The organism is Massilia atriviolacea, assembly GCF_003953935.1.
Lineage (GTDB): Bacteria > Pseudomonadota > Gammaproteobacteria > Burkholderiales > Burkholderiaceae_D > Telluria_A > Telluria_A atriviolacea.
The window spans coordinates 92,090-112,369 of the sequence record NZ_RXLQ01000010.1 but is presented as its reverse complement, the minus strand read 5'-3'; the positions used below and the strand labels follow the sequence as shown (position 1 = coordinate 112,369).

The window sequence follows — 20,280 nt, the reverse complement described above, 5'->3', positions numbered from 1 at the left end:
ACCGTATATTCTTAACAACGTATTCTGGCGCCGACGGGATTCAGTCTTCGTCGGCTTGCAGTTCTTCCAGCGCGATCAGCAGGTTGGCCATTTCGATGGCGCAACGGGCCGCTTCGGCGCCCTTTTCCGCCATGCGCGCTTCGGCCTGCTCGTCGTTCTCGGTGGTCAGCACGGCATTGGCGATGGCGATGCCGTAGTCGAGGCCGATGCGGGTGATGCCGGCGCCCGATTCGTTCGAGACCAGCTCGAAGTGGTAGGTTTCGCCGCGAATGACCGCGCCGAGCGCGACCAGGGCGTCGAACTGCTGGGTTTCAGCCATTTTTTGCAGCGCCAGCGGAATTTCGAGCGCGCCCGGCACGGTCACGTGCAGCACGTCTTCGTCGCTCACGCCCAGGTGCTTGAGTTCGGCCAGGCACGCCGACAGCAGGCCGTGGCCCACATCGGCGTTAAAACGCGCCTGGACGATCCCAACGCGCAGGCCTGCACCGGTCAGATTGCTTTCATAAGTTCCTACGGTCATGGCAGACCCCTTCTATATAGGTGTGTGATTGAGTATGGAGTGTAGCGCGTCAGGCGGCGGCCTTGGCGGACGCTTCGCCGGGAGTGGCGTCCGGGCGGGCGCGATAACCGGTCACTTCCAGGTCGAAACCGGTCATGGATGGCATCTTGCGCGGGCTGGCCAGCAATTCCATCTTGCCTACGCCCAAGTCCTTGAGGATCTGGGCGCCGATGCCGTAGGTGCGCAAGTCCATGCTGGCGGCGCGTCCGGTCGGCTTGGCGTTGGCGTCGAGCGCGGCGAACTGGGCGAACAGCTGGTCGGCCGTCTCGCCGCAGTTGAGCAGCACCATGACGCCACGGTCGGATTCCTTGATCGCCTGCATCGACGACGCCATGGTCCACGAATGGGTGGTCGCCTCGCTGTCGAGCAGGTCGAGGATGGACACCGGCTGGTGCACGCGCACCAGCGCGTCCAGGTTGGGCGCCAGGTCGCCATGCACCATGGCCAGGTGGGCCGAGCCGCTCGGCTTGTCGCGGAAGGCGATCAGGCGGAATGGGCCGTAGGCGGTCTGCATGGTGCGCTCGGCGATGCGTTCGACCAGGCATTCGTTCTGGCCGCGATAGTGGATCAGGTCGGCAATGGTGCCGATCTTCAGATTGTGTTCCCTGGCAAATTCCAGCAAGTCCGGCAGGCGCGCCATGGTGCCGTCGTCCTTGAGGATTTCGCAGATCACCGAGGCCGGGGTCAGGCCGGCCATCTCGGTCAGGTCGCAGCCGGCTTCGGTGTGGCCGGCGCGCATCAGCACGCCGCCGCGCTGGGCCTTGAGCGGGAAGATGTGGCCGGGCTGGACGATGTCGGCCGGGCTGGCGTTCTTGGCCACCGCCACCTGGATGGTCCTGGCGCGGTCGGCTGCCGAAATGCCGGTCGTCACGCCTTCGGCCGCTTCGATCGAGACCGTGAAGTTGGTGCCGTAAAAGGTGCCGTTGCTCGACGTCATCATCGACAGGTTGAGCTGCTTGCAGCGCTCTTCGGTCAGGGTCAGGCAGACCAGGCCGCGCGCGTGCTTGACCATGAAATTGATGGCTTCGGGCGTCACGAAATCGGCCGCCAGCACCAGGTCCCCCTCATTTTCGCGGTCTTCTTCATCGACCAGGATGACCATGCGCCCTGCGCGCAATTCTTCGACGATTTCGGGGGTACTGGAGATTGACATGAATGATCCTCGGATACGGAAAGCTGCTGGAGCGTAATCCGCTATTTTAAAGGATTTACCCGACTTCAACTGAGCTAAGCTCGGGAAGATGTTGGCGGCCCGCCTTCGCGATCCGCAGCCTCCCACCATTTCGTTGCACTGCGACAACAATATGCTTGAAATGATCAGGGAATGTTACGCTTTTTAAAACGATCCGAAACAAATTTTCGGAGCGCGCGCCGACCTGCATTATCATCACAGCAGGCCTCGCCTTCCGTCTTTTGCCTGCCGGAGCGGGGCCCGGAGCCACGCATGCCAGCACCTGATCATCACCGTTTCCGCGCACGATCCTGTCCACCGGAGCAGGGTGCATGTCCACGATCCTGATTGTCGACGACCGGCCGTCCAACCGGCGCTACCTGAGTGCCCTGCTCGGCCACACCGGCCACCGCCTGCTCGAAGCCTACGACGGCGCGCATGCGCTGGCCCAGGTGCGCGCCGAGCGCCCGGACCTGATCATCACCGATATCCTGATGCCGGCCATGGACGGCTATGAATTCGTGCAGCAGCTGCGCGCCGATCCGGAACTGGCCGCCACGCGCGTGATCTTCTACTCCGCCATCTACGCGGTCAGCGAAACGACCGCGCTGGCGCGCAGTTGCGGCGTCGAGCGGGTGCTGGCCAAGCCGGCCGACCCGGACGACATCCTGGCCGCCGTGCACGGCGAACTGGGACTGGCGCACCAGGCCGGCGAGCACGGCGCCACGCCGGCGGCGCGCACGGCGCAAGCGAGGGCGGACCTGGGCAGCAGCATCGACGACGCGCTGGTCTCGGCGCGCCAGGCGCTGGGCGCCCTGCTCGAGCGCCACCAGGTCGCCAATCCAAGCCTGGGGGCCGACCTGGGCACCCTGCTGGGCGAGCGCATGAGCGGTTTGCGCAGCCTGGCCGCGCGCCTGGGCGCACTCGAAGAAATGAGTTTGCGCCTGACCGGCGAGCGCAATGCCGACGCCATGCTCGGCATCTTCCTGCAGGCGGCCGGCGCCATCCTGGACGCCGACTGCGTGGCCGTCTGCCTGCTCGACAGCGGCGAACAGCGCGTGCGCCACCTGGGCGCTGCTGGCGTCGGGCGCGAGCTGCTGATGGAGACGGCGCTCGACACCGAGCGCCTGCCCGGCTCCCTGCTCGAGCAGCCGCTGGCGCTGCGCGTGCAGGGCCAGGCCGCGCTGCCGCCCGGCCATCCGGCGGTGGGCGGTTTGCTGGGCCTGGCGATCCGCGACCGCAACCAGCTGTATGGCTGGATGTACTGCACGCGCGCGCCAGGCGCCGAACCGTTCAGCCACGAAGATGAACGCATCGGCGTCACCCTCGGCGCGCAGCTGGCGGTGGCCTACGAAAACCTGTGCCTGTACGAAGTGGTGCAGCGCCACGCCGCCCAGCTGCAGCTGGAAGCGGCCGCGCGCCAGCAGGCCGACCGCGCCCTGCGCGACAGCGAACAGCGCCTGCGCCTGTCGGCCCGCATCCTCGAAAGCACGCAGGAGAGCATCATGATGACGGACGCGAACGCCGACATCATCGCCGTCAACCCGGCCTTCGAACACATTACCGGCTACAGCGAAGCGGACGTCATGGGCCGCAATCCGCGCCTGCTGCGCTCGGGGCGGCACGAGTCGGCCTTCTACCGCGCCATCTGGGCCAGCCTGACCAGCAGCGGCCAGTGGCGCGGCGAGATCTGGAACCGCCGCAAGAACGGCCAGGTGTACCCGGAGCGGATCAGCATCAACGCGGTGCGCGGGGCCGGCGGCCAGATCGACGCCTACGTCTCGGTATCGAGCGACATCAGCGCGCTGAAGGCGGCGCACCACCAGGTCGACTTCCTGAGCAACCACGATCCCCTGACCCTGCTGCCGAACCGCTCGGTGCTGACCGAGCGCATGCAGCAGGCGATCGCCTCGGCGCGCCACGGCGACCGCCAGATCGCCCTGCTGCTGTTTAACATCGACCGCCTGCAGCGCATCAACGACAGCCTGGGGCACGAAGCGGGCGACGCCCTGTTGCAGGAAGTAGCGCGGCGCGCGGGCCTCCTGGCCGGGCCGGCCGACTCGCTGGCGCACCTGGGCAGCGACGAATTCGTGCTGCTGCTGACCGAATGCCTGGACTCGGACGCCATCATCGTGGCGGTGCGGCGCCTGATCGACGAAATCGCCCAGCCCTTCCACGCCGCCGGCCATGAACTGATCGTCACCACCAGCGTCGGCATCAGCATCTATCCGCGCGACGGCGCCAATCCGAGCGAACTGCTGAAAGCGGCCGACGTGGCGCTGTCGCACATGAAGGACGCGGGGCGCAACGGCTTCCGCTTCTTCAAGGGGGAGATGAACGCGCACGCGCTGCGCTGGATGGCGCTGGAAACGCATCTGCGCCGCGCCATCGAGCGCAAGGAACTGTCGCTGCACTACCAGCCGCAGGTTTCGCTCGCCGATGGGCGCATCTGCAGCATGGAAGCGCTGCTGCGCTGGAGCAGTCCGGAACTGGGCCAGGTCGGCCCGGGCGACTTCATCGCGCTGGCCGAGGACACGGGCCTGATCCTGCCGATCGGGAACTGGGTGATCCGCCAGGCCTGCCTGCAGAACAAGGCCTGGCAGGACGCCGGCCTGGCGCCGCTGCGGGTGGCCGTCAACGTCTCGGCGCACCAGTTCACCGCCGGCACGGTGCCGGCCGTGGTGCGCGAGGCGCTGCGCGAATCGGGCCTGGCGCCGCAGTACCTGGAGATCGAACTGACCGAAAGCGTGATGATGCGCGACAGCGAAGCGGCCGAAGTGCAGCTGGCCGAACTGACCGGCATGGGCGTGTCGATCTCGCTCGACGACTTCGGCACCGGTTACTCTTCGCTCGGCTACCTGTCGCGCTTCATGCTCGACAAGCTGAAGATCGACCAGAGCTTCGTGCGCAACATCATCACCGACCCGCGCAGCGCCGCCATCGCCCAGGCCACCATCGCGCTCGCGCACGGCCTGTCGCTGTCGGTGGTGGCCGAAGGCGTCGAGACCGAAGAGCAGCTGGCCTTCCTGCAGCGCATCGGCTGCGACGAAGTGCAGGGATACCTGTTCAGCAGGCCGCTGGCGGCAGACGCGATGGCGCGCCTGATGGCCTCCGATGCGCGCCTGGCGCTGCCGCCGCCCCTCCCTTTGCCGCCAAAGGAGTAGAATCCGCGCTCTACTAAAAACATTGCAGAGACGCTAATGAGCAAGTATTTCGTTCGATCCGCCGGTGCGGCCGCCCTCCTGCTGGCGTTCGCGCTGAACGCCGCAGCCGCCATCAGGCTGGACGACGCAATACCGGTGGGACCGCAAGTCAAGGTGGGCAAGCTGGCCAACGGGCTGACCTACTACATCCAGAAAAACGCCAGGCCCGAGAAAAAGCTCGAACTGCGCCTGGTCGTCAAGGCCGGCTCGATCCTGGAAGACGAGGACCAACTGGGCCTGGCCCACTTCACCGAGCACATGGCCTTCAACGGCTCGACCAACTTCAAGAAGCACGAACTGGTGTCCTACCTGCAGTCGATCGGCGTGAAGTTCGGCGCCGACCTGAATGCCTACACCAGCTTCGACGAGACGGTCTACATCCTGCCGATCCCCACCGACAACCGCGACAACATCGACAAGGGCTTCCTGGTGCTGCAGGACTGGGCGGGCGGCCTGACCATGAACGCGGCCGACATCGACAAGGAACGCGGCATCGTCCTGGAAGAACTCCGGCTCGGCAAAGGCGCCGCCGACCGCATGAACAAGGTGCTGATGCCGAAGCTGTACAACGGCTCGCGCTACGCCCAGCGCATGCCGATCGGGAAGGAGCACGTGATCGAAGGCTTCAAGCACGACGCGATCCGGCGCTTCTACAAGGACTGGTACCGGCCCGACCTGATGGCGGTGGTGGCGGTCGGCGACATCGACCCGCTCGACGCGGAGCGCCGCATCAGGCAGCACTTCGGGCACCTGAAGAATCCAGCCAGGCCGCGCGCGCGCACCTATGCCGCGATTCCGACGCGGGCCCATACCGAAGCGCTGGTGGTGACCGACAGGGAAGCGTCGTCGAATGCGCTGCTGATCCGCTATCCGGTCAAGGAAGCGATCGACAAGGGCACCTTCGGCGCCTACCGCGAAAAGCTGGTCGAAGCGCTGTTTACGGGCATGCTGGGCCAGCGCATGCAGGAACTGGCGCAGCAGGCCAATCCCCCGTTCATTGCCGGCAGCAGCTCGGTCGGCAAGCTCACTGCGCGCTACACCTCCTTCACCGCCTCGGCGGCGCTGGGCAAGGGGGGCGCCGTTCCGGCCATCGAAGCGCTGGTGCAGGAAAACGCGCGCACCCGCCAGTTCGGCTTCAGCGCCCAGGAATTCGAACGGGCGCGCAAGAACATGATGCGCCAGTACGAACTGGCCTACAACGAGCGTGACAAGACCGACTCGGGCAGGTATGTCGGCGAATACGTGCGCAACTTCCTCGAACAGGAGAGCATCCCCGGCATCGAAAACGAATACGGCTACGTGCGCGAACTGCTGCCCTCGATCACCCTGGACGAGATGAACCGCTACGCGCGCGCCACCATTCCGGCCCCGGCGGCGTCGGCCAAGCTGGTGGTGTACATGGGCAGCGCCAAGGAAGACAGCCCGGCTCCGAGCAGCGCGCAGCTGCTGGCGGCGGTGGCCGCGGCCGAAAAGGTGACGGTCCACGCGCAGGAGCAAAAGACGCTGGCTGCGGAGCTGATGGACAAGCCGCCGGCGGGCGGCAGCATCGTCGCGCAGAGCGAAGACAAGGCGCTGGGGCTGACGCGCCTGACCCTGTCGAACGGCGTAAAGGTGATCCTCAAGCCGACCGACTTCCGCAACGACCAGGTGCTGATGAGCGCCGCGCGCTTCGGCGGCCAGACCCTGTTCGGCGACGCCGACATCGTCAACGCGCGCTATGCGAACGCCGTGGTGGGCACGATGGGACTGAAGGACTACTCGCCGCTCGACCTGCAGAAGATCCTGGCCGGGAAAGCGGCCACCGTCAGCCTGACGCTGGGGAACCATGTGGACGGCGTGACCGGCAGCGCCGCCAACGACGACATCGAAACCATGCTGCAGCTGGTGTACCTGCGCATGACCGGCGTGCGGCGCGACGAGGGCCTGTACAAATCCTACGTCGGCAAGCAGGTCGAAGCGGCGCGCAACGCGATGGCGCAACCGGAGTCGGTATTTCGCGACACCCTGGTCAGCACCATGTACCAGGACCACCCGCGCGTGGGCCGCACCGCGCGCCCGGCCGACTTCGACAAGCTCGATCTGGAGCGCGCGCTGGCGGTGTACCGCGCGCGCTTTTTCAGCGCCAGGGACATGACCTTCATCCTGGTCGGCAGTTTCGACATGGACAAGGTCAAGCCGCTGCTGGCGACCTATCTGGGCGCGCTGCCGGTGGGCGAGATCGAGGCGGGCTACAAGGACGTCGGCGTGCGTCCGGTGCGCGGCGTGGTGAAGAAGGAAGTGCGCAGCGGGACCGAAGCGAAAAGCAGCATTTCGCTCAACTTCAGCGGCGAAGCGCCCTATTCGGATGACGAAGCGATGCGCTTCCAGGCCATGCTGGAAGTGATCAACATCCGCATCACCGACATCCTGCGCGAAAAGCTGGGGCTCATTTACGGCGGCGGCATGAGCGGCAGCCTGACCAGATACCCGTACGAGAACTACCTCGTGACGGCGTCGCTGCCGACCGGGCCGGCCAATGTGGACAAGGTGATCGCCGCCACGATGGCCGAGATCGGGCGCATGAAAGAGCAAGGACCGGACCTGGCGGACCTGAACAAGGTCAAGCAAAACTGGCTGCAAAACCACCAGAAAGCGCTGCGCGAAAACGGCTACTGGCTCAACCGCCTGCAGTCGGCGCAGCTGCAGGGGAGCGACCCGGCCGAGATCCTGGCGTACCCGCAAAAGGTCGCCGCCATCACGCCGGCGCAGCTGAAACAGGCCGCCCAGCGCTACTTCGACATGAACAACTACGTACAACTGGTACTCTACCCCGAAAACAAATAAGGCCCAGCCCGTGTCCACTTCGATGCCAGGTCTGACATTCGGACACGACCCCAACCGTAATTGTCCACTTCGGTGCCAGGTCTGACATTCGGACACGGCCCCAACCTTTGTCCACTTCGGTGTCAGGTCTGACATTCGGACACGGCCTCAACCTTTGTCCACTTCGGTGTCAGGTCTGACATTTGTCCACTTCGGTGTCTGTCCACTTCGGTGTCAGGTCTGACATTCGGACACGGCCCCAACCGTAATCGCGGCTGCCGCACATCTGGGGACGAGCTCGTGTCCGATTGTCAGACCTGGCACCCGAGTGGACATGACATCCGGGTGGAAAAATAACGAACAGTCCGTGTCCACCTCGGTGTCAGGTCTGACATTCGGACACGGCCTCTACCGTAATCGCCGCTGCCGTACACCTGAGGATGAGCTCGTGTCCGATTGTCAGACCTGGCACCCGGGTGGACACAGCCTCGACCGTAATCACGGCTGCCGCACTCCTGCGGATGGGCTCGTGTCCGATTGTCAGACCTGGCACCCGGGTGGACACAGCCTCGACCGTAATCACGGCTGCCGCACTCCTGCGGATGGGCTCGTGTCCGATTGTCAGACCTGGCACCCGGGTGGACACGGGCTGGTCTTTATTTGAGATAGCGCTCGAACCATGCGACCGTGCGCGCACGCTGGTCGCGCTGGTGCTCGGGCTTGCGGATCGCGTGGCCTTCGCCGTCGTAAATCACCAGCGTGGTCGGCGTGCCCATGGCGCGCAGGCCGTGCCAGAATTCCATCGATTGCACCGCCGGCGTTTCGACATCGCGCTCGCCTACATACAGCAATGTCGGCGTCCTGGCAGCCTTGATCGATTCGATCGGCGAGGCGGCCCGGTACACCGCCGGGTCGTCATAGGCCGAGGCGCCGAAGAAGGGAATCATCCACTGGTCGATGCCGTTCTGGCCGTAGTAGCTGATCCAGTTGGCGATGCCGGCGCCAGCCACGGCGGCCTTGAAGCGGTCGCTGTGCGTGACGCCCCACATGGTCATGAAGCCGCCGTAGGAGTGCCCCATCAGCCCGAGACGGCCCGTGTCCACCGGCGCGGCCTTGGCGGCGGCGTCGATGCCGGCCAGGATGTCGCGCCAGTCGCCGCCGCCGAAGTCGCGTTTGTTGGCGCTGCCGAAGGCGACGCCCTGGCCGAAGCTGCCGCGCGGGTTGGGCAGGAAGACGTAATAGCCCTTGCGCGCCAGATCGCGCAGCAGCGGGTTGGCTTGTTCGCCATCGGAGACGAAACGCGGCGAGGCGGCCGATGCCGGCCCGCCGTGCACCTGCACCACCATCGGATACTTTTTGCCCGCGTCGACGCCCAGGGGCGCGAGCAGCCAGCCCTGCATCTTGAAGCCGTCGTTGCTCCATTCGACGCTGCTGGCGCGCACCTGGGGCGCGAAGCCGTCGTTGTCGCGCGTGATGGCGGCCAGCTGCGGCAGGCGCCCGGCGACGATGCGCGGCGCGCGCGCAAAGTCTTCATGCACGGAAGCGGCAATGGCGCCATCGGCACTGAAGACGAAGCGTCCCTGGCGCGAGCCGCTGGCGCCGACCGCGCCCGACCAGAGCGTGCGCGTGACGCCCTTGAGCGGATCGATCGTGAGCACCGCGTGCTCGCTGCCGACCAGCGCGGAGGCGATCAGCTGCTTGCCCTGCCAGGCCAGCCCGTTGAAGGAGCCGGCGAAGCGCGGCGTGGCATTCTGCGGCACGCCGCCGGACAGCGGCACGGTAAATACATCGCCGCCAACCGAGCCGAAGTCGCTCATCAGCCCTCCGATGAAGGCGACGCTGCGCCCGTCCGGCGAGACGCGCGGAATATTCATCTGCATCTTCGGCGCGGCCAATGCGCGTAGAGCGCCGCTGGCGATGTCGACGTGGCCGAGCGCGGCGACCCACCAGTTGTTGTCGCCGTTGCCCTTGGCGCTGGTGACGACGAAGCCTTTGCCGTCCGGGGTCCAGTCGTATTCGTAGATGTAGCTGCCCGGCGGCGTGACCATGGCCGCTTCGCCGCCGCTGGCGGGAACCAGGGCGAGGCGCTGGGCGTCTTCGTGCACGCCGATTTCGCCGACCTGGCGTGCCCCGGCTTCGACCGCGCCGGCGAGCTTTTTCGCGCCCGGCGTGGCCAGCAGCGAGATCCGTTTGCCGTCCGGCGACCAGCGCGCGGTGCTGGCCACGCCCCTGATGACGGCGGCCGGCGCGGCACCGGCGGCGCTGGCGATGTACAGCGTGGCGGTGCCGGCCTTGGCGTCGGCGCTGATGAAGGCCAGCGCTTGCTGGTCGGGCGACCAGGCGGGATGGTCGTAGATGCAGGTGGCGCAGGGGTCGTACTGGGCGACGATGGCGCCGCTGGCGGCGTCGCGCACGACCACGCTGGCGTGCGGACGAACCGGCAGGCCGCCCGGGTCGAGCGATTCGAGGGCGGCGACGCGCTTGCCGTCGGGGGTGATCGCCAGCGCGCGGTAGTCGCGCAGGGCCGCCGGCCCGGCCGCCAGGGCGGGGACGATGGCGCCGGCCAGCATGGCCGAAAACAGGACTGTGTGGAGGTGTGCCATATGGGGAGCAGGTAGAAGGTGGGTGTCGGATCGCAGGGATGGAAGGCGCGTCCAATATATACGATTGCGCAGGGCGCGACAAAACCGTTTTCGGGAACCTGCGGCGCTCAAGCCGGTTTGAGCACCACCAAGAACACGATCGCCGTCACGCCACACAAGACGACGGCTGCGCCATGCCGCAGCCACGCGGCCGGATGGCGGGCCGGCCCGTCCAGCATGCGGCGCAGGCTCCCGCCCTGCATGCCATGCACGGCCGACAAGGCGAGCACCAGCACCAGCTTGGCGTTCAGCCAGGGCGTCATCCACCAGTGTCCGCGGATGGCCAGCGCCAGGCCGCAGGCCCAGGCCAGCAGCATCGCCGGCGCGATCAGCATCCGGTCCCAGCGCACTGCGGCGCCGATCACGCCGCGTTCATCGGGCATCAAGGGCAAGGGCCGATGCGCCATCGTCCGCAACAGGCAAGCCTGCAGGAGCATGCCGCCGGTCCAGGTCATGACGGCCACGATATGCAAGGCTTTCAGGATCAGGTAGATCATGCGGCGAGCGCGGCGGCCTTGCGCTTGAGCAGCCGGATACTGAACCAGGCGCCGAACGGCAGCATGGCGCAGGCGAGCAGTTGCGCCACTTCGGTGCGGGTCCAGTCGTCGGCCGTGACGTTGCTGGCGATGGTCCAGAGGTAGTACAGAAAAGCCATGCCGTGCGCCGGCCCCATGAGCGTCACCAAGCCGGCCTGGCCGCCCAGGTGCTTGAGCGGCACCGCAATACCGAGCAGCAGCACCAGCGTCGCGCCCTCCCACAGCGCGGCGCGGCGCATGCGGGCACATTGTGTCAGTCGTGATTCCATGGTCGATCCCTGTTCAATGAAGCACGATTATGGCGAGGCAGCTTCAGGCTGAACATTGGCCGGAATGCCATATTGCGCAAGGATCGCGCCAAACGCGCCGCACAGACTGACACGAATTCCTACGTCCGCTAGAATCCGGCCATGCATAAAATCGCCATCCTGGCGCCTCATGGCGTCATTCCATTCGACCTGGCCACGGCCTGCGACGTGTTCAGCCGCGTGTGCGTTCCGGGCTTGCCCGCCGCCTACGAGGTGATCGTGTGCGGCGAAGCGCCGTCGGTCGCCGCGCGCCTGTTCGATCTGCACACCCGATTCAATCTGAGCCACGCAAGCGGCGCCCATACCCTGATCGTTCCGGGCATCGACGATATCGACGCCCCCGTCTCGGAAGCGGTGCTGGACACGATCAGGGCGGCGGCGGCGCATGGGACGCGGATCGCGTCGATTTGCAGCGGCGCCTTCCTGCTTGCCGCGAGCGGCGTGCTGGACGGCCGGCGCGCGACCACCCACTGGATGGCCGCAAGCGAACTGGCGCGCCGTTATCCGGCAGTCACGGTGGATCCGAATGTGCTGTTCGTCGACAACGGCAAGTTGCTGACCTCGGCGGGAGCTGCGGCCGGACTCGACCTTTGCCTGCATCTGGTGCGGCGCGACTACGGTGCGGCGGTCGCCGCCGACGCCGCGCGGGCGGCGGTGATGCCGCTCGAACGCAGCGGCGGACAGGCCCAGTTCATCGTGCATCCGGAGCCGTCCTCGTCGCTGGCGCTGCAGCCGGTGCTCAAGTGGATGGAAGCGCAATTGCATCGGGACTTGACGCTGGAGGCCATCGCCACCCATGCCGCCGTGAGCAAACGCACGCTGAGCCGGCGCTTCCTGGAGCAGACCGGCACCTCGCCGCTGCAATGGCTGCTCGGGGCGCGGGTGAAGCGCGCGCAGTATTTGCTGGAAACGAGCGCGCTCTCGGTCGAGCAAGTGGCGAACGCGACCGGATTCGGCACCAGCGCCGCCTTGCGTGCCTGCTTCGGCAGGCAGGTCGGGACCAGTCCTCAGCAATACAGGCAAAGTTTCCGGCCGCGTTGAAGGGGCGCAGCCGCCCTGGCGAACGGCCGGCCGCGCCTGGGCCGGATCAGGCGCGGTCCAGGCGGATTTCGGCGACCATCTCGCCCGCGTCGTCCAGGCCTGTTTCCACGAAACCCAGGCTGGCATAGAAGTCTTTTGCAACCGGGTTACGCGGCCAGTAACAGATACGGATCACCCCGGCATCAGGGCGGCTGCGGATCTCGTCGAGCGCCAGGCCGATGGCGCGCCGGCCGTAACCCTGGCCCTGCAAGCCGCTGTCGATCATGAAACGGTAGATCGCATACGCGCCGGGCTGGCCTTCGTCGGCCAGCGAGACGTACATCAGGAAGCCGATCGGCCTGTCGTCGAGATAGATGGCGCGGGTGAAGAAGCTGTCTGGATAGAAACTCGCCTGGGCGATCGAGTAGGCATTGCTGGCAAGGTAGTCCTGCTGCTCCGGCAGCAGGGGCAAATCGATGAGGGCGTCGAAATTGTGTTCGGTGACGGCTTGCAGGGTAATCGTCATGGAGTCGCTTTCGGTTGCGCTGGACATGGCGGCGCGAAACACGTGCGCCGCCGGGGTGATGCGCTCAAGCCTTGCCGACCGAGAGCATGCGCTCGACGTAGCGGGCGATCAGGTCGATTTCCAGGTTGACCTTGCTGCCGGCGCGCAGGTGCTTAAGCGTGGTAACCGAGATCGTGTGCGGAATCAGGTTGATCGAGAAGCGGCACAGCTTGCCCGAGGCGGCGTCCAGGTCCTCGACCCGGTTCACCGTCAGCGACACGCCGTTGACGACCACCGAGCCCTTGAAGGCGAGGAACTTGGCCAGCTCGTGCGGGGCGTCGATGACCAGTTCCCACGATTCGCCCACGGCCTCGAAGCTGTGGACCTGCCCCAGGCCGTCGACGTGGCCGGAGACCAGGTGGCCGCCCAGGCGCTCGGCCAGGGTCAGCGCTTTTTCGAGGTTGACTTCGCCCGGCGCGTCGAGGCCGGCCGTGCAGTTGAGGCTTTCGCGCGAGACGTCGACGCTGAAGGCGCTGTCGGTCTTGGCGACCACGGTCATGCAGGCGCCGTTGATGGCGATCGAGTCGCCCAGGGCAACGTCGCCCAGCGGCAAGCCGCCGGCATCGATGTCGAGGCGCACGCCTGCGTCGAGGCCGGCTTCGAGTGGTTGAACGGAGCTGATCTTGCCGACGGCGGCGACGATTCCTGTAAACATGCTGGTCTATTCCTTGGTATGGGTAAAGCGGGCGAGAATGCGCAGATCCTCGCCCAGCGGGTGAATATCGTGAAAACGCAGGCGCTTTTGCTGGTCGAGGCTGGTCAAGGCGGGCAGCGCGAACATGCCCTGGGCTTCGCCCAACAGGGTCGGCGCGAGGTAGACCAGCAGTTCGTCGACGCATCCTTCACGGATCATCGAGCCGTTCAGCTTGGCGCCGGCTTCGACGTGCAGTTCGTTGATGTCGCGCCGGCCCAGCTCGCGCATCAGGGCGGGCAGATCGACCTTGCCGCTCTCGTTGGGGAGCAGGATGACCTCGTGGCCGGCGGCGCGCAGAACCGCTTCCTTGGCCGGGTCGGGCACGGCGGCGACGATCCAGCTCGCCGCCCCGGCCAGCACGCGGGCGGCGGGATCGATCTCGAGCCTGCTGTCGACGATGACGCGGCGCGGCTGGCGCGTGGTTTCCACGGCGCGCACGTTCAGTTGCGGATCGTCCGCCTTGACCGTGCCGATGCCGGTAAGAATGGCGCAGGCGCGGGCGCGCCAGGCATGGCCATCGGCGCGCGCTTCGGGACCGGTAATCCATTGGCTGGCGCCATTGTGCAAGGCTGTCATGCCGTCGAGGCTGGCGGCGGTCTTGAGGCGCACCCACGGCAAGCCGCGCTGCATGCGCGACAGGAAGCCGATGTTCAGTTCGCGCGCTTCGGCTTCATGCAGCCCGGAACTGACGGCGATGCCGGCGGCCGCCAGCCTGGCCAGCCCTTGACCGGCGACCAGGGGATTCGGATCGACCATGGCGGCGACGACCCTTCCCAGGCCGGCCCGCACCAGCGCGTCCGAACAGGGCGGCGTGCGGCCGAAATGGTTGCACGGCTCCAGGGTGACATAGGCGGTGGCGCCGCGCACGTCCTTGCCGCGCGCCTCGGCGTCGCGCAGGGCCTGGATTTCGGCGTGGGCCTGGCCGGCCGGTTGCGTGTGGCCGGCGCCGATGACCACGCCATCGCGCACGATGACGCAGCCGACGCGCGGGTTCGGCGACGTGGTGTACAGCCCTTTGGCGGCCCACTCGAGGGCCAGGGTCATGGCTGCTGAATCAGTAAGTAATTGCACGGGTGTCCCAGCGTAAATGGCTGACCGCGATTTTACGCCAAGACAGCCGTTCCCGCCCGGCAGGCTGCGATGCGAGGCATCCCGGCTGGCCGGCGCCGCTGCGCGTGCCGAGCGCGGGGGCGAAGCAAGCGCCGCTGGCACCACGGCGCATGGCGCTGCCCGCCGACGACAGTAAAAGCGCCCGGCCCGCTTCAGCGCTTCACCGCCAGCGCTACGACTCCTCCTCTTCCCCGCCGCAGGTGGCGCCATCGCGGGCCGGGTCGCACACGCGGGCGCGGCCGAGCATATTGATCTTGATGCGGCGCGTCTGTTCGCCCTGGAACAGCGACAGGGTGCCCCAGCGCGCCGCCGCGCTGCTGGTCGAGGTGCAGCTGCGTCCGGCGCTGTTGTAGGCCAGGTAATCGGGCAGCTTCTGGCTCGAAAACACGGCGCTGACCACGATGCCCTTGCCCACCGGGCCATGCGTGGCGATCAGTTCGTCGGACACGCCCGGCCGGCGGTCGCCATCGCGGTCGACAAACGCCACCCAGCCCAGGCTCCAGTCGGCGCCGGCAGGTTCCAGCGGCGCCAGAAGGACGCGCTCTCCGCGCGCCATGGCTTGCGCGCGCGTCAGGCCGATCGCCCCGAACAGGTCGTTCACTGCGCCGTTGAGCTGGTGCGCGCGGATCATGGCGCGCAGGTCGGGCGCGGCGACCGCCAGCGCGATGGCGGCGATCAGCAGGACCGCCATCAGCTCGGTCAGCGAAAACGCGCTTGCGCGTGGCGACGGCGCGCGCTTCATGGCCAGCAGCCGGCAGCGGCGCCGCTGGCCGTCTGTTCGCCGGCGCTGCTGAGCGTCAAGGTCTGGCAGGCGCCGTCGCGAAAGCTGGTGTCGACCCGGTCGGTGCCGGGTATGGCTTCGATGACGATGCAGCGCGCGATCGACTGGCCGGCGCAGGGCTTGCCGCGCAGTTCATAGGCGCTCGATGGCGCCTTGCTGCCCGACCACCATTTGAAGTGGACCTGGTCCGGCCCGCTCTCGTCGGCCGAGAACGCGAGATAGCGGTTGTGCTGGGTGTAATAGCGTTCCTGCTTTTGCATCAGGTCGAGCAGGACCGCCTGGGCTTCGGCGCGGCGCGCCTTGATCACGAAGTCCTGGTAGCCGGGATAGGCCAGCGCCGCAAGCAGGGCGACGATGGTCATGACGATCATGGTTTCGATCAGGGTAAAGCCTCGACTGCGTTTCATTGCCGGCTCCTTGTGCTGGGTGATTATTTTTTCTTGGCCGCATCGTGCAGGTCTTGCCAGTTGTGCACCTCGCGCCAGCCGAGGCGGCGCGACGGGTAGCGGATACTCAGTTGCTGGGCGGGCGCGGCCTTGCCGCCTTCCTGCGGGCGCACGATGGCGACCGTGTGCACCGCTTCGGCGCGCCCGGTGGCGGTGCGCGCGCCGCTGCTGGTGCCTGTCTCGATCAGCAGCGGCGGCACGCCCGCCAGTGCGGTGTAGCGCTCGCCCGTGCTCTCTCCGGAGCGCACCCGGCCGTCGGCGCCGATGGCGAACCCGCTCAGCGCGTCGAGCACATAGCTGCGCGAGGCCGGCGCGCTGCACAGGTCGGCACCGGGCAGCAAGGTCTCGACGATCAGGGTGCCGCCCCGCGCTACCGGGCTGCCGGCAACGCGCTCGCCATCGATGGCGGTATTGGGGAAGTCGATGTACCAGCCTTTGGGTGCGTCTGGCGCCGCCTGCTCCTCCAGCGCGACCGGCGCGCCGGCAAGCGCGTAGCGCAGCGTGCCGCTCAGGATGCGCGGCACCAGGCGGGCGCGCGACAGCGGAGGCTGCGGCTTGCCCGGGGCATCGTGGACGGCGTAGAACGATTGCGGCAGATAGCTGCCGCGCTGGGTATCGGCCGGTTCGATGAACTTGCCGGTGCCGAACAGCACCAGGTAGCCGCCGCCGGGCGCGAACACGATGCGCGGCGCATGCGCGATCGGTTGCGGCCTGCCGCCGGCGTCGCGCGCGTCGAACAGCGGCGAGACGGCCGAACTCCACGGCGCCGCGCCGCTGACATCGACACGCCACAGGCGCCCCTGCAAGTCGCCCGCGTAGGCATAGCGCACGCTGGCGTCGCCCGCCAGCGCCAGCGCCGCCGGCGCGAGCGCGTTGGCCCGCGCCGGATCGGACGCCGGCATGTCGAAGCGGTAGTAATTGAGGCCGCGCCGCCAGCGCTCCGAGGCCGGCTTGTCGAGCGCGAGCAGGAACAGCGCGCCGCCGCCATCGGCGGTGCCATTATTGATGCCGCTGGAAACGACGACAAAGTCGCGGTACTGCGGCGCGCCCTGCCTGACGGCGGTCCTGAACCGGGCCACCAGCGGCGGCGCCGACACGTGCCCGATGGCCGGGTCGTCGCGCTCGGTGAATTCCCACAGCGCGCCCAGGCCGGCATGGAAGGCGGCCGGGTCCGAGATGTCGAGCGCGAACACGCCGCGCGCGCCCATGCCCATGCCGGAGGCGAGGACGGTGCGCCAGCGTCCGCCGACCAGCGCTTCGCCGCTGCCGGCACTGGCGTCGACATACGGCCGGTGGCGATAGCCGGGACCGGCCAGCTGCGCCAGCACCGGTATCAGGGCGTGCGGGACGTAGGCGAACAGTTCGGCGCCGGTGGCGAGGTCGAAGGCGTGCAGCATGCCGTCGTTGGCGCCCACGTAGGCCACGCCGGGCCGGCCGCGCTGGCGCTGGTGGAAGTCGAGATAGGCCGGATCGCCGCGCGATGCCGGCGGCGGTCCGACCAGCAGGGGCACGCTGTGGATCACGTCGCCCATGATGCTATCGCGGCGCCGGAACACGCCGCCCGGCTTGCCTTGTTCCATGCCGCGCTCGCCGCGCAAAAAGGCGGTGCGCGCTTCGCCCAGCCCGTCCGCGGCGCCGCCGGCAAGGGCGACGTCGAGCAGCGCGCGGGCTTCTTGCGGCAGGCTGGGCCAGTCGAACGGGATCGTCACCGACTTGTCGGGGCGATACGCCAGCGTGAAGATCTTGCGTGCCGCCGGCGTGCTCAAGGGCGGCAGCGGCGGCCGCGCGCTATCGTTGCCGCTCAGGAGATCGGCGGCATCCCAGTCCAGCTTGTCCGCGATGGCCGGCACGCCCCCTTTCTCCACGCTCAGCGCGCGCCGCTGCAGGCTGCCGCTGCCCCGGCCCAGGTCGCCGCTGGCCTGGAGCACGAAGCCGCGCCCCTTGCCGACCGGGCCGGCCACCAGCGCGCCGGGCGTGGCGCCGCCGCCGGCTGCCGCTGCGGCGAACAGGGCGTCGATGCCGGGCACGATCGCGAAGGCGTCCCTGGCGGCGAAATAGCCGGCCGGACTGCCGCCTGCGGCGCGCCATTCGCTGTCGTCGCGCCGCCCGCCCGTGGTGATGAAGGGGTTGGCGTCGCCATTGCGGTCGTCGAAGGCGCCGTATTTGGCGGCAAGGTACAGCGCGCTGGCCTCTTCTCCGGCCTCTTCTCCGGCCGCTGCGCCAAGCAAGAGCGACATGCTGGTGACCGTGACCGGTTTGTCGCGCCGGATCGGATGGGTGTGCGCCCACCAGGCCGCGCCCGCCAGGTACAGGCTGCCGGCGTTGTCCGGACCGTCGCTGCGCGTGTCCAGCCCGCTCAGCTCGGGCCGGGGCGCGCCATTGCCGTAGGCGCCGCCGCGGTCGGCTTCCATCTCGCCCACGCGGCGGGTGGCCTGCATCGCGTCGAAGGGGGCCGGGGCGAAGGAATCGGCCTTGCGCGCGCCGTCGTTGCGCCCGGTCCTGGTATTGCCCGGCAGGTGGCGGTCGTCGACGAAGGATCGGTGGCCGATGGTCGCGATCAGGTTGCGCTGGCAGGCGGCGGTGACCGGGTCGGCGCGGCTCGACCATGCCGGCAAGCCATCGGGCGCCGCGCCGCCAGCGTCCGGTTCGCGTCCTTGCACATAGCGCAGCGCCTCGTAAAACAGTTCCGCGCCCGGATCGCTGGCGGCATAGCTGCCGGCAGCGGCCGGCTGGCTCCGTCCCGCCAGGTTGATGGCGGCGATGCTGCCGCTGGCCGCCCCGCTGCCGCGGTCGGGATTGGGGATGAACACGCCGGTCCTGTCGCTCCATTCGGCGCGCTGGTTGGCCTGCGCCTCGTAGCGCGGTGCATCGATGGCCTTGGCGCCGATGAACTTGAGCGGCGCGCGCAGGACGCCGCCATCGGGCGCCCCGCCCTTCCCGCCCTTCCCGCCCTCGCCGGCCGCGTAAGCCATGACGCCGATCCGTCCCGCATCCGCATGGCGCTGCAACGCCCCCTCGGGCTTGAAGGCATTGCCATACGGCCGGCACAAGCCCGGCCGGCTGGCGCTGTCCTCGGGCGTGCACACACGCACGCGGGCAAGAAATTCACCATGGAATTTGTCCGACACCAGCCGCGTCCCGCTGGCGCCGTAGCGCGGCGCGTCGCAACTGCGGCCTTTGTTCGTGCCGCTGAACAGGACGCGATTGCGGCAAGACACGATGTACAGGTCGGCCTTGCCGAACGGCGTCAGCGCCGCGCTGTCGTCAGCTGGCAGCATCTTGCGCGGGAAATGCAGGGCGTTCGCGTAAAAGTCCACATGCGCCGCGCCATCGGGCAACCACGCGCGCTGGAGCACGGTGATGCCGGCTTCATCGATGACGCGGTCGCCGCCGGTCAGGCCCAGGCGTACCAGGTCGAGGGTCGAAGCCGTTGCCCAGTTCAGCAGATTGCCGCTGAATGCCTCGCCGCCGCAGCCGCGCCCCTCCCCGACCGGCCCGGCCGGGGAAAAATGCCCGCGCCGTTCGTCCAGCTCGGGTTCGCGCACCGCGCGCGAGTGGGCCCTGGTCGGGTACTGGTAGCACAGGCGCGGATTGAAGTAGCCGGGATACTCGGTCGCACCCCGGTAGTCGGCGCGATACGCCGCGCCCGCATCCTCGAAGCTGAGCGACAGATTGAGCAGCAGATTGGGCGGCATCCGGCCGGGCGCGCCCAGCACGCCATCGGGCACCTGCAACAGCGGCGGCGCGGCGCCGGCGGCACAGGCCCAGCAGGCGAGCAGCAGTGCCAGCCAGCGGCGCAGGAAGGCGTGCAGGGAACTCATGCTCCCTCCTCCGCCGCGGCCTTGAGGTAAAACGCTTGCAGCACCACCCGGGTGGCGTCGAGCGAGCCGAAGCCGACAGCGGTGATGCGGTAGAAATTGCCCGGCGGACGGGCGGCATCGCCCCCGGCCTGGGTATGCGGCAACAGTTCGATCAGGTAGCGCGGCGCGCGCAGCGGCAGCGTGCCCTTGCCCGATGGAAGCTGCGCACCGGTGAAGCGGCCGTACGCCACGCCCGCCGCCTCCAGTCCGTCCTTGCCCGACAGATCGGCGCCCTGCCATGCCGGCCGCGCGGGCATGTACAGGCACAGGCCGGCATTGACTTCGCGCTCGCCGCCGCAGCCGTCGACGAAGCCGAAGACATTGCCACGTGCAAACAGCGCCGCGCGCTGGGAGGCGCGGTCGCTGCCGCCTTCGATATCGTGTTCGGCATCGGCCAGCGCCGCTTCGGCGGCGGCGAAGGCGATCTGGCGGTCACGTTCGTGGCGGGCCGATTTTTCGCTGCCGAGTGCGCTGCGGGCGGCGGAAACGCCAAGTATCATCAGCGCCAGCAGCACGAACAGCGCGGTCAGCAGCACGGCGCCATGCTGGCGCTCGCGTTGGCGAAGTGGGGTCGGCATGGCGT

15 protein-coding genes are annotated in these 20,280 nt (G+C 68.0%); 3 read left to right on the top strand and 12 right to left on the bottom strand.

What is annotated here, in order from left to right:
- Positions 1 to 40 precede the first annotated feature (40 nt).
- The gene (gene ribH / locus EJB06_RS19390) at positions 41 to 520 is read right to left on the bottom strand and encodes a 6,7-dimethyl-8-ribityllumazine synthase (RefSeq protein WP_126075671.1); all 480 of its coding nucleotides are present in this window, start codon (positions 518 to 520) and stop codon (positions 41 to 43) included.
- 49 nt (positions 521 to 569) lie between these two features.
- Positions 570 to 1,712 (bottom strand): bifunctional 3,4-dihydroxy-2-butanone-4-phosphate synthase/GTP cyclohydrolase II, encoded by a 1,143-nt coding sequence (gene ribBA / locus EJB06_RS19385; RefSeq protein ID WP_126075670.1) that lies wholly within the window; start codon positions 1,710 to 1,712, stop codon positions 570 to 572.
- A gap of 350 nt (positions 1,713 to 2,062) precedes the next feature.
- Here ribBA and EJB06_RS32910 point away from each other — a divergent pair, with 350 nt between their 5' ends.
- A complete protein-coding gene (locus EJB06_RS32910; protein ID WP_267876908.1) occupies positions 2,063 to 4,894 on the top strand; it encodes a two-component system response regulator in 2,832 nt (943 codons plus the stop codon).
- 36 nt (positions 4,895 to 4,930) lie between these two features.
- The gene (locus tag EJB06_RS19370) at positions 4,931 to 7,756 is read left to right on the top strand and encodes a M16 family metallopeptidase (RefSeq protein ID WP_126075669.1); all 2,826 of its coding nucleotides are present in this window, start codon (positions 4,931 to 4,933) and stop codon (positions 7,754 to 7,756) included.
- Between the two features lie 635 nt (positions 7,757 to 8,391).
- Here the strand turns inward: EJB06_RS19370 and EJB06_RS19365 are convergent.
- From EJB06_RS19365 to EJB06_RS19355, 3 genes are all read right to left on the bottom strand, one after another.
- Positions 8,392 to 10,338 carry a S9 family peptidase gene (locus tag EJB06_RS19365; protein ID WP_229427162.1) on the bottom strand — a complete coding sequence of 649 codons (1,947 nt, stop codon included), beginning with the start codon at positions 10,336 to 10,338 and terminating at the stop codon, positions 8,392 to 8,394.
- 107 nt (positions 10,339 to 10,445) lie between these two features.
- Positions 10,446 to 10,874, bottom strand: a complete 429-nt coding sequence (locus tag EJB06_RS19360) for a CopD family protein (protein WP_126075668.1) — start codon at positions 10,872 to 10,874, stop codon at positions 10,446 to 10,448.
- Entirely contained in the window at positions 10,871 to 11,182 is a 312-nt protein-coding gene (locus EJB06_RS19355) for a DUF3817 domain-containing protein (protein WP_126075667.1), read from the bottom strand. Before EJB06_RS19355 ends, EJB06_RS19360 begins: the two co-directional genes overlap by 4 nt.
- A gap of 141 nt (positions 11,183 to 11,323) precedes the next feature.
- Here EJB06_RS19355 and EJB06_RS19350 point away from each other — a divergent pair, with 141 nt between their 5' ends.
- Complete coding sequence (locus tag EJB06_RS19350) at positions 11,324 to 12,262, top strand: GlxA family transcriptional regulator (RefSeq protein WP_126075666.1); 939 nt, start codon at positions 11,324 to 11,326, stop codon at positions 12,260 to 12,262.
- Positions 12,263 to 12,308: 46 nt separating this feature from the next.
- Here the strand turns inward: EJB06_RS19350 and EJB06_RS19345 are convergent, their stop codons facing one another.
- The 7 genes from EJB06_RS19345 to EJB06_RS19315 form a co-directional block, all read right to left on the bottom strand.
- Positions 12,309 to 12,767, bottom strand: a complete 459-nt coding sequence (locus tag EJB06_RS19345; protein WP_126075665.1) for a GNAT family N-acetyltransferase — start codon at positions 12,765 to 12,767, stop codon at positions 12,309 to 12,311.
- Between the two features lie 64 nt (positions 12,768 to 12,831).
- Positions 12,832 to 13,461, bottom strand: a complete 630-nt coding sequence (locus tag EJB06_RS19340) for a riboflavin synthase (RefSeq protein WP_126075664.1) — start codon at positions 13,459 to 13,461, stop codon at positions 12,832 to 12,834.
- A 6-nt stretch (positions 13,462 to 13,467) separates the two neighbouring features.
- On the bottom strand, positions 13,468 to 14,544 hold the full coding sequence (ribD, locus tag EJB06_RS19335) for a bifunctional diaminohydroxyphosphoribosylaminopyrimidine deaminase/5-amino-6-(5-phosphoribosylamino)uracil reductase RibD (RefSeq protein WP_198420867.1): 1,077 nt from the start codon (positions 14,542 to 14,544) through the stop codon (positions 13,468 to 13,470).
- 238 nt (positions 14,545 to 14,782) lie between these two features.
- Positions 14,783 to 15,352: a GspH/FimT family pseudopilin gene (locus EJB06_RS19330; protein ID WP_126075662.1), complete on the bottom strand. Its 570-nt coding sequence runs from the start codon at positions 15,350 to 15,352 to the stop codon at positions 14,783 to 14,785.
- Positions 15,349 to 15,798 carry a type IV pilin protein gene (locus EJB06_RS19325; RefSeq protein ID WP_126075661.1) on the bottom strand — a complete coding sequence of 150 codons (450 nt, stop codon included), beginning with the start codon at positions 15,796 to 15,798 and terminating at the stop codon, positions 15,349 to 15,351. Before EJB06_RS19325 ends, EJB06_RS19330 begins: the two co-directional genes overlap by 4 nt.
- A 23-nt stretch (positions 15,799 to 15,821) precedes the next feature.
- A complete protein-coding gene (locus EJB06_RS19320; RefSeq protein ID WP_126075660.1) occupies positions 15,822 to 19,658 on the bottom strand; it encodes a pilus assembly protein in 3,837 nt (1,278 codons plus the stop codon).
- On the bottom strand, positions 19,655 to 20,275 hold the full coding sequence (locus tag EJB06_RS19315; RefSeq protein ID WP_126075659.1) for a pilus assembly PilX family protein: 621 nt from the start codon (positions 20,273 to 20,275) through the stop codon (positions 19,655 to 19,657). Before EJB06_RS19315 ends, EJB06_RS19320 begins: the two co-directional genes overlap by 4 nt.
- Positions 20,276 to 20,280: the final 5 nt, after the last annotated feature.

Bases quoted from the DNA above. Each gene is read 5' to 3' on its own strand.
- ribH (WP_126075671.1), bottom strand. From the start codon at position 520: ATGACCGTAGGAACTTATGAAAGCAATCTGACCGGTGCAGGCCTGCGC.
- ribBA (WP_126075670.1), bottom strand. From the start codon at position 1,712: ATGTCAATCTCCAGTACCCCCGAAATCGTCGAAGAATTGCGCGCAGGG.
- EJB06_RS32910 (WP_267876908.1), top strand. From the start codon at position 2,063: ATGTCCACGATCCTGATTGTCGACGACCGGCCGTCCAACCGGCGCTAC.
- EJB06_RS19370 (WP_126075669.1), top strand. From the start codon at position 4,931: ATGAGCAAGTATTTCGTTCGATCCGCCGGTGCGGCCGCCCTCCTGCTG.
- EJB06_RS19365 (WP_229427162.1), bottom strand. From the start codon at position 10,338: ATGGCACACCTCCACACAGTCCTGTTTTCGGCCATGCTGGCCGGCGCC.
- EJB06_RS19360 (WP_126075668.1), bottom strand. From the start codon at position 10,874: ATGATCTACCTGATCCTGAAAGCCTTGCATATCGTGGCCGTCATGACC.
- EJB06_RS19355 (WP_126075667.1), bottom strand. From the start codon at position 11,182: ATGGAATCACGACTGACACAATGTGCCCGCATGCGCCGCGCCGCGCTG.
- EJB06_RS19350 (WP_126075666.1), top strand. From the start codon at position 11,324: ATGCATAAAATCGCCATCCTGGCGCCTCATGGCGTCATTCCATTCGAC.
- EJB06_RS19345 (WP_126075665.1), bottom strand. From the start codon at position 12,767: ATGACGATTACCCTGCAAGCCGTCACCGAACACAATTTCGACGCCCTC.
- EJB06_RS19340 (WP_126075664.1), bottom strand. From the start codon at position 13,461: ATGTTTACAGGAATCGTCGCCGCCGTCGGCAAGATCAGCTCCGTTCAA.
- ribD (WP_198420867.1), bottom strand. From the start codon at position 14,544: ATGACCCTGGCCCTCGAGTGGGCCGCCAAAGGGCTGTACACCACGTCG.
- EJB06_RS19330 (WP_126075662.1), bottom strand. From the start codon at position 15,352: ATGAAGCGCGCGCCGTCGCCACGCGCAAGCGCGTTTTCGCTGACCGAG.
- EJB06_RS19325 (WP_126075661.1), bottom strand. From the start codon at position 15,798: ATGAAACGCAGTCGAGGCTTTACCCTGATCGAAACCATGATCGTCATG.
- EJB06_RS19320 (WP_126075660.1), bottom strand. From the start codon at position 19,658: ATGAGTTCCCTGCACGCCTTCCTGCGCCGCTGGCTGGCACTGCTGCTC.
- EJB06_RS19315 (WP_126075659.1), bottom strand. From the start codon at position 20,275: ATGCCGACCCCACTTCGCCAACGCGAGCGCCAGCATGGCGCCGTGCTG.